We start from the raw sequence: 8,865 nt of genomic DNA on the forward strand, positions 1-8,865 counted from the left end.
ATTTGATTATTTTAGAATTAAATAATCCGCTTTTTCACCACTTTCTTTACTACCGCTTCATCACCCGCTGCACCTTTTTCCTCTGGCTTCACCTCGGCACCACAAGCATAGCACACAATTGCATCCTTGCTTATCATAGTGCCACACTTCGGACATGGCACCTCTTCTTCTGCTGCTGCCTCTTCCTTCTTCTCCTCTGGCTTCACCTCGGCACCACAAGCATAGCACACAATTGCATCCTTGCTTATCATAGTGCCACACTTCGGACATGGCACCTCTTCTGCTGCTGCCTCTTCCTTCTTCTCCTCTGGCTTCACGACTTCTGGCTTTGGCTCTGGGGGCTTAGGAGCTTGAGCCACTGTAACTTTTTCCTCCATCTTGGGAATCTCCACTTTTTCTGGCTGGACTGGTGCAATACCAGAGGTCTTCCTGAGACCTTCTATTATCTGGGTCAACTCAGAAATCTTGGTCTTGAAATTCTCTTCCAACTTCAGGATGTTCTGTTCCTTTGCACTTATTCCTTTTTCGGCGTCAAGATATTTATTAACTGCATCCTTCATTTCGCTTGAGAGCTTCACCAGTTGATTTTCTTTCTCCTTCAAATTTTCCACTGCCTTAGTATACTTATCTATAATCTCTTTTAATTTTTCATGGTCTGCTATAATCGCAGTTTTTATCTCTTCAGCCGCTTTAACTGAAGAATTGAAGGTTTCTATTGTGTTCTGGATTGTGTTAGCTCTGTCATTCAATTCATTCTCCTTCGCATTCAATCTGCTCCCAAATGTTATCAGCTCCTCCTCCCTCGTCTCTAGAGTTTTGCTTGCATTCATTATCTTCATCAGAAGTTCTTCGATTTCCTTATACTTTGCATTATAGGACTCAATCTTCCCCCGCAACTCAGAATCCAGTTTTTTTATTTCTTCTTCATGCTTCTGGACTGCTGCCATCTTAGCATTGTACTCTGCTTCTATTTTACTAAGCTCTGCCTCCTTTCCCTTAAGATATGCCTCCTTATCGTTCAGCTCTTTTGCCCTTTTTTCAATGCCTTCTCTCTCTTTTGCAATTTTCTCCTGCTCCTCTTTGAGTTGATTTTCAACTGCCTTTAACTTTTTATCCTTTTCTTCCAGTTCAGTTTGCTGTGCCTTGAGTTTGTTCACATATGCCTGCATTACATCCCAGATTTCAGGTTCCTGTTGTGCCATAATATCAATCCTCTCTGCATGAATATACACCACAGATAAGTAATTTTCCATATTAAGGTTTTGCATGTGGCAATCCAGAACGAAATTTAAGAAGTAGATGGAAAAAGAAGGCGAAATAGGAGATATTGTAGTATGTCATGGCCGGCATCGTATTGTGTCTAACAAAAGATTTTAAAAGGGGTAAAGGTATATAGAAGATGTAGAAATGACACGCGAGGTGAAAAACTGAAATTATATTCACTTGAAAAATTCCCAGGGATTTCTGTCACTGGTGGGAAATGTGCACTTCTATGCAAGCATTGTGGTGCCAAGTTCTTAAAAGGGATGCTACCATGTAAGAATAATGAAGAATTGCTTGCCATTGGAGTGAAACTAGTTAAGGAAGGAAGCGATGGATTTCTGCTTTCTGGAGGCTGTGACGAAAACGGACGTGTGCCTCTTTGGGATGTGCTCGAAGGCGTGCATAAATTGAAAACCTACACTCCCCTTAAAATCAACGCCCATACTGGCTTCGTGTTTACGAGAGAGCTTGCAGAGCTTTATGTTGCCTCTGGAATTGATGTGTTTTCGGTTGATGTTGTTGGTTCACACGCGACCATAAGAGAAATTTATGGATTAGACACTTCAGTGGAGGCTTACGAACAAACAATTGCAAATCTTACTGATGCAAATGCTTCCATTGTTCCTCACATTACCATTGGAATCAACCATGGCAAAAATAGTGGGGAGGAGGCAGGAATAGATCTTGTTTCAAAGTATTCTCCCAAAAAAATGGTTCTGAATGTGCTGGTACCAGTATCAGGAACACCACTTGAAAATGTTAAAGTGAGCACAGAGAGAATTGAAGAGGTCTTCAGGTATGCTAGAGAAAAAATAGAGGGCGAAATCATGCTGGGCTGCATGCGACCTAGAAATCTAGAAATAGAAAAGCTTGCTTGGAAACATGGTTTCAGTGGAATTGCTCATCCAACCAAAGATTTCGTTGAGTTCCTTGAAAAGTCAGGAGAAAAAATGGAGTTCAAGAGTGGGTGCTGCTCCCTCTTTTAGTTCTCCCCTTGTGCTCTACCATCAGGCATCTGTCCATCACCACTTTTAGACCGTGCTTTCTTGCGGTTTCTGCAGCTACATTGTGCACAATTCCCTTCTGCATCCAGATTACTTTTGCACCTTTCTTTATTGCTTCTTCCACAATTTCGGGCACGGTCTCTGGCTTCCTGAAAATGTCCACAATTTCTACCGCTTCCGGCACCTCACTCAAACTGGGATAGGCCTTTATCCCAAATAGAGAATTGATGTTCGGATTCACAGGGATGATTTTGTAACCGTGTTCGTGCAAGTACTTAGCTACAATATAACTGTCTCTGTCAGGTTTGTCAGAAACGCCAACTATTGCTACCACATTGTAGTTGGCCAAAATCTCGTCGATTTCTGTATCTGAGGCATTTTTCCTTGGCAATTCACATACATTGGACATATGCACATGGATTAAGGAGAGGCATAAGAACCTTTGGGTGGCAGCCACAAAAATCCATAAATACAACTAAACCCTCACCAAAAACGATGAAAGAACAGGAATTAACACGCTTGGAGAAACTCAAACAGGTAAAGAAAACTTTAACCTGGGTTATTGCTAGCGTGTTCTTTCTTCTCATCGTAGTTTTCCTGATTGCTGGGGGAAATGTAAACCCATTTTACTTGCCAATTCCTGATGGAATTACTGTGTGCCTTGCTGGTATTTTCACATCTACATGGTTTTTTGGAGCATTTGCTATTGGAGAAATTGCATTTGAAGTGAGTGATACTAGAAGGGTGTTGTCTGCCAAAAGAAGCATGAGAAAAGCACTAATTTATGGTTTGGTGCTTCTTGCTGCTGGTGTTTTAATGTTCCATCCAGCTTTACCGCTCAGTGTAAAGACGCTTACAAAAACAGATTTTAATGTAGGTCATGGAAAATACTTCAACATAAGTTTTGTACCAAGAGATTCACACGGATTCTCTTATGCTGAGACTATGAGTTTTACTGTTGATAATGGCTGTGCCACAGTTATAATTGCAGAGATAGTGGATTTTACCACAAATTATGCCAATGGGAGATTTTACCCCTACTTCAATCAAACGCTGAACAATACTACTACAGGTAGCAAAAGCTGTGCCCAATTCCTCACACCTGAAAAAATCGGGAAGGAGTATGTGATACATATTGTGAAAGATTGGAACGCGACCATTAGAATTGTGATTGATAAGACAGTTCGAACAGATGCAATTATTTCCTGGGGAATGCTGATGGTTTCAAGTGGGAGCTTGTTGATGATATGGATTCCTGTAACATGGGGTCTTAAGAAAAAGTTTGAAAAGGGTTCAGTTCTAAAGTAGTGAGTATTTCTTCATTGTTTTTTCAATTCGTTCCATCGACTTAATCTGTCCTAACTCCTTGTATCCTTTAATCGCATCCTCAAAAAACTTTCTTGCCTTCTCTTTCTCTCCCTTTTCAGCATACAAAATTCCAAGTTCCTCGTCACATCCAGCAATCCCACTCTTCATTTTCATCTCTGCGTAAAGAAGTTTTGCGCTGGTTAGGTACTCCTCTGCTTCCTCCCAGTTCTTTGCATGTCTTTGAACCATACCGAAAGATGTGTAGGCAGAGGCGAGAGATTCTTTAGAGCCAGTAGATTTTCCAACCATCAAACAACGTTCCGCGAGCTCCTTTGCTTTTTCAATCTCTCCTTTCACTGCATAGATCTCTGCCACACTACCAAGTGCTGTGCAATATATCCATTTCTCACCAATCTTTTCAGAGTATTCTAGGGCTTCATTGTAGTACTTCAAAGCCTCTTCGTAATTCTCCATTTCCCTGTACAGGCTCCCAATATTACTGGAAGAAATCATGTGTCCCCAGAGATTCCCTACTTTAAGATTTGTATGGTAATCTCGCATATAGTTTTCAAGCGCCTTCTCCCATTCTCCCCTATCATGATAAATTATACCAAGGTTGTTGGACATCATTGATTCTCCCACCACATCTCCTATTTTTGCGTAAATTTCCTTTGCCTTGAGATAATATTCCACTGCTTTTTCAGTGTTGCCGGTATCATGATAAAGTATTCCAAGATTGTTGTAGGAATCGGCAAGCCCTTTGAGAAGGTTATTCTTTTTCCTAATCTCTACGGCCGTGTTCAGATTCTTTTCCGCTTCTTCCATCAGTCCAATGCTCAACTGAGTGGTCCCCAGACGATGATATGCATCTGCCAGTTCTGCAGGATCTCCAAGTTCCTCTGTAATCTTTAAACCTTTCGATACATATTCCAGCGAGGTTGCAAAGTCCCCTTTTCGTTCATAGACCCAGCCGATCTGTCTCAGAGTTCTAGCATACTCTTTTTTCAACCCTGATTTTTCGAAAATGTCTAATGCCTGCATAAGATGTTCTAGAGCTTTGTTCATCATTCCTTTACGATGGTATGCTAGGCCAACTCTTGCGGTTGCCATACCAATCTTTTCTTTAGCGCTTTCTCTTTCTGCGAGTGCCCTCACTTCTTCGTACACACGTAGAGCATCATCATACTTTCCATTCAGGAGGAGCATATCCCCAAGCAGCATTGATGCAACCATTAGCGAATCCTTCTGACCTATTTTTTCATAACAAAATCTTGCCATTTCTGCATACTTTATTGCCTCATCTGTCGCGTAAATCTTCGCAAAGTCCTCTGCAGACCTGAGAGCAAAAGGTGCTGCCTTATCATAGCTCTGGGCATTGTAATAATGTCTTGCAATTTCATGAGCATACTCAGGTGTGTTGTGAAGCTTTTCCAACGCCTCACCAATCTTTCTGTGAACTATTCTCTTCCTCACACCAATAATTTCGTTAAATACTGTCTCATAGATTGCATTGTGAACAAATCGGTATTTTTCTTCACCCTCTTCACGAAGAAAACCCTTTTCAAGTAGTTCGTCCAATGCATCTAGCATAGTCTCAGTGTTCATCTCTGTAATTGCTTCCAATACATCATACTGAAACACCCTACCACAAATGCTTGCGTATGTCAACAGTTTCCTAGCATTCTCGGATAAAATGGATAGACGACCTTTAATGATCGATTGAACTGTAGAAGGCATCTGTAGTTCCTCTGGCGAAATCCTAAGCTCCCGTTTAGTTGGGTCATAGATGTTTTCTTCAACGATGCTTCTAACAAATTCTGTAACGAATAGAGGAATGCCCTCAGTCCTCTGGTAGATCATCTTTGCAATTTCTTCTGGAATCTTCCAAGTTCCAAATTCGATTTCTAGGAGTTTCAGAATTGCCTCGTATGTGAGCGGTTTTAGTTCCACTACATTGGCAAGTTTCTCTGAACGAAGTTGCATCACTGTATTCACAAATACGGGGTTCTTTTCTGTTTTCATTGCTTCATCAGGATATGCCGCAAGGAGCAAAATTCTCCTCCCTGTTAGGTTTCTCGCTAAGTAAATGAAAAGAGAAAGTGATGCTGTGTCCGCCCACTGTAAATCATCAATTATTAGGATCATTGGTTGCCTGGTTTCAATATCCATTATTTTCTTTGACAGAGATTCTAAAATGCGTCCCCGCTCTCTTGTTAAATCAACGCTCTCAATACCTCTCTGCTCGCCTCCTGCTAAAGAGAGAGCAAGAGGAGTGTACGCCTCTGCCTCATTCTTGCTATAACTGCTCAGAGCATCAGTAAATGGAAGATAGGGCACAGATTTCTCATCAAGACCTCTACCAAATAATACCGCAAGATTCTGGCTTTTCCCTATTGCAGCAATTTCCTCAAGCAACCTCGACTTTCCAACACCTATTGGGCCTGTGATTAAATAGGTTCCGCCCCTTCCTGACTTACATTGCTGGATTGCACTTCCGAAATACTCTATTTCCTTCTCTCTACCGACAATAGAAAGTTCCAACGGCTAGCCCCCTCACTTCTTCTTCGGCACCTTCTCCCAGTCTTTTAAGAAGCGGTCTATGCCTATGTCTGTCAGTGGATGCTTAACCATTTTTTCCAGCACGCTGAATGGCACTGTAGCGATGTGGGCACCAGCAAGGGCGGCCTGGTAAACATGAATGGGATGCCGAACACTCGCAACAATAATTTCTGTTTTGAAATTGTAATTCCTATAAATTTCAACAATGTCTGGAATCATCAGCATGCCATCCTGCCCCACATCGTCCAATCTACCAACAAACGGGCTTACGAATGCAGCTCCTGCCTTTGCTGCAAGTAATGCCTGGTTTGGAGAGAACACCAAGGTCATGTTCACCTTTATTCCCTCTTTTGCAAGCGCTTTAGTTGCCTTCAGTCCTTCCACACACATCGGGATTTTGATGTTTATGTTCTTGTGGATTTTCGCAAGCTCTCTTCCTTCTGCAACCATTCCATCTGCATTCATGCTCACCACTTCTGCACTTATCGGCCCATCTACAATCCCTGTAATCTCTTCCACCACTTCCCTGAAATCTCTGCCCTCTTTCGCAATCAAGCTCGGGTTCGTGGTCACACCATCAATTATCCCCCAGCTGTTTGCTTCCCTTATTTCTTTCACATTTGCAGTGTCCAGAAAGATTTTCATTTTTTCACCTCCACTATGCTTTTTGCCTTTCTTACAATGCTTTCCACACTCAAACCGTACTTTTTGAGCAATGGTTCTGGTTCACCAGATTCACCAAATGTGTCAGGCACACCTACGCGCTTAACAAATGTAGGGTAATGCTCTGAAACAACCTCTGCAACCGCAGCACCCAAACCCGTGCTCACAGTATGCTCCTCTACAGTCACGATTCCTTTTGTCTCCCTTGCACATTTCACAATGGTTTTGATATCTATGGGCTTGATCGTGTGAATATTTATTACCCTTGCGGAAATTCCATGGTTTTTCAGTTCATTAGATGCTTGAAGAGCTGTGGAAACCATACTACCTGTGGCAATAATTGTAACATCACTACCGTCTAGAAGCACTTGTGCCTCTCCCACTCTGAAATCCTGCCCTTCGGTAATTGTTGGTAGGTCTTGCCGAACGAGACGAACATAAACTGGTCCTGGGTAATCCACAACATTCTTTATTATTTCACGGGTCTGGGGAGCATCACAAGGTGAGAAAATTGCAATGTTGGGCATGGAACGCATTAGCCCTAGGTCCTCACACATCTGGTGGCTGGCTCCATCACCACCAACTGTCAACCCAGCATGGGTTGCTACAATCCTTACCTTAAGATTCGGATAGCAAATCGACTGCCTCACCTGGTCATAAGCTCTCCCAGTTGCAAAAACGGCAAAGGTTGACACAAAAGGAATTTTTCCAGAATAGGCAAGCCCTGCTGCAATGCTCATCAGGTTCTGCTCTGCTATGCCAACATTGAAAAACCGTTCTGGGAATGCCTTCCCAAAAAGGGCGGTTTTAGTTGATGATGAAAGGTCAGCATCAAGAACTACTATTTCCTTCCTTTCTTTCCCAAGTTCCACGAGAGTTTTGCCGTACGCATCTCTCAAACTTTCCTTTTTCCAGTTCATAGCGTATCACCGAGTTCTTTCATTGCTCTTTCTGCCTCTTCCTTGTTTGGTGGCTTTCCATGGAAACTCACATTGTTCTCCATGAAGGAAACACCCTTACCTTTTACAGTCTTTGCAATGACCATTGTGGGCTTTCCCTTTACACCCCAACTTTCCTCAATCGCCTTCCCTATTTCCCTGTAATCATGCCCATTGATTTCAATCACGTGCCAGCCGAATGCCTCCCATTTATTTTTCAGCGGTTCAAGGCACATTATGTTTTCAGTGCAGCCATCAATCTGAAGATTGTTCCTATCCAGAAAGACAGTCAGATTATCTAATTTGTAATGATGTGCGGTCATTGCTGCCTCCCAGATTTGACCGCTTTCGCTTTCGCCATCGCCAATCATTGCGTAAACTCTGTATTCCTTTTTGTCAATTTTGCCAGCTAGAGCCATACCACATGCGACAGACAGCCCCTGACCAAGTGAACCAGTAGATGCCTCAATTCCGGGCAATTTCCTTGCATCTGGATGCCCCTGAAGTCGTGAGTTGATTTTTCTGAGTGTAAGCAACTCCTCTTTCGGAAAGTAACCGCTTTCAGCGAGCACAGCATAGAGTGCAGGGACTCCGTGACCTTTACTTAAAACAAATCTATCTCTATCAGCCCAGCCAGGGTCAGTAGGACGATGCCTCAGATACTTGAAGTAGAGAGCAACAAGGATATCCGTGGCAGATAAGCTACCACCAGGGTGCCCTGATTGTGCATTGTAAATCATCCTTATAATGTGTCTCCTCACGACAATGGCCTTCTCTGTCAGGAATTTTATTTCTTCATCTGTGAGCATGCTCTCGCTTTGCGATAACGCACATAATAGATAAGGTTTGTTGTTTGTTCATGACTTCGGAAGGTTGGTATGAGCCACACAAGCTTTTACGCTGTCCCTTACCAATTTTCCACAGAGAAAATGAAATCAGAGGAGTAAACCATACTTTCATGTATTTGTTAAATGGTTCGTATGATGAAAGTGCGTTAAAAAGGACGGAAATGTTTGAAGTTTATGGAGCGTTATGTCCATAATTGGAAGAGTTTTCTCTCTTCAGACACAGTTCGAAAAGGAGTTTTTACCTAAAGTTTAGGCGGTAGTGTTATGAAGGGTATCGTTGCG

General features: G+C 42.5%; 8 protein-coding genes. 2 read left to right on the top strand and 6 right to left on the bottom strand.

All coding sequences use genetic code 11. The features are described 5' to 3' along the window. Positions 1-17: 17 nt before the first annotated feature. Positions 18-1,202: a zinc ribbon domain-containing protein gene (locus QXD64_04360; protein ID MEM3396548.1), complete on the bottom strand. Its 1,185-nt coding sequence runs from the start codon at positions 1,200-1,202 to the stop codon at positions 18-20. Positions 1,203-1,526: 324 nt separating this feature from the next. On the opposite strand from QXD64_04360, the gene QXD64_04365 reads away from it, so the two are divergent. Continuing rightward, positions 1,527-2,249 carry a radical SAM protein gene (locus QXD64_04365; protein MEM3396549.1) on the top strand — a complete coding sequence of 241 codons (723 nt, stop codon included), beginning with the start codon at positions 1,527-1,529 and terminating at the stop codon, positions 2,247-2,249. Here the strand turns inward: QXD64_04365 and QXD64_04370 are convergent. Continuing rightward, entirely contained in the window at positions 2,221-2,676 is a 456-nt protein-coding gene (locus tag QXD64_04370) for a CoA-binding protein (protein MEM3396550.1), read from the bottom strand. The two genes, QXD64_04365 and QXD64_04370, sit on opposite strands and share 29 nt — an antisense overlap. 86 nt (positions 2,677-2,762) lie before the next feature. On the opposite strand from QXD64_04370, the gene QXD64_04375 reads away from it, so the two are divergent. Further along, positions 2,763-3,575, top strand: coding sequence for a hypothetical protein (locus QXD64_04375; GenBank protein MEM3396551.1), 813 nt, complete (start codon positions 2,763-2,765; stop codon positions 3,573-3,575). Here the strand turns inward: QXD64_04375 and QXD64_04380 are convergent. The 4 genes from QXD64_04380 to QXD64_04395 are packed head-to-tail and all read right to left on the bottom strand — an operon-like array spanning position 3,567 to position 8,544. Beyond that, entirely contained in the window at positions 3,567-6,116 is a 2,550-nt protein-coding gene (locus QXD64_04380; protein ID MEM3396552.1) for a tetratricopeptide repeat protein, read from the bottom strand. The two genes, QXD64_04375 and QXD64_04380, sit on opposite strands and share 9 nt — an antisense overlap. 12 nt (positions 6,117-6,128) lie before the next feature. Further along, the gene (gene fsa, locus QXD64_04385) at positions 6,129-6,779 is read right to left on the bottom strand and encodes a fructose-6-phosphate aldolase (protein MEM3396553.1); all 651 of its coding nucleotides are present in this window, start codon (positions 6,777-6,779) and stop codon (positions 6,129-6,131) included. Continuing rightward, positions 6,776-7,717 (bottom strand): transketolase family protein, encoded by a 942-nt coding sequence (locus QXD64_04390; GenBank protein ID MEM3396554.1) that lies wholly within the window; start codon positions 7,715-7,717, stop codon positions 6,776-6,778. Before QXD64_04390 ends, fsa begins: the two co-directional genes overlap by 4 nt. Then, positions 7,714-8,544, bottom strand: a complete 831-nt coding sequence (locus QXD64_04395) for a transketolase (protein MEM3396555.1) — start codon at positions 8,542-8,544, stop codon at positions 7,714-7,716. The genes QXD64_04390 and QXD64_04395 overlap by 4 nt, the downstream gene beginning before the upstream one ends. Positions 8,545-8,865 lie beyond the last annotated feature (321 nt).

The sequence above is a fragment of the Thermoplasmata archaeon genome (assembly GCA_038874435.1).
Lineage (GTDB): Archaea > Thermoplasmatota > Thermoplasmata > Lutacidiplasmatales > SKW197 > SKW197.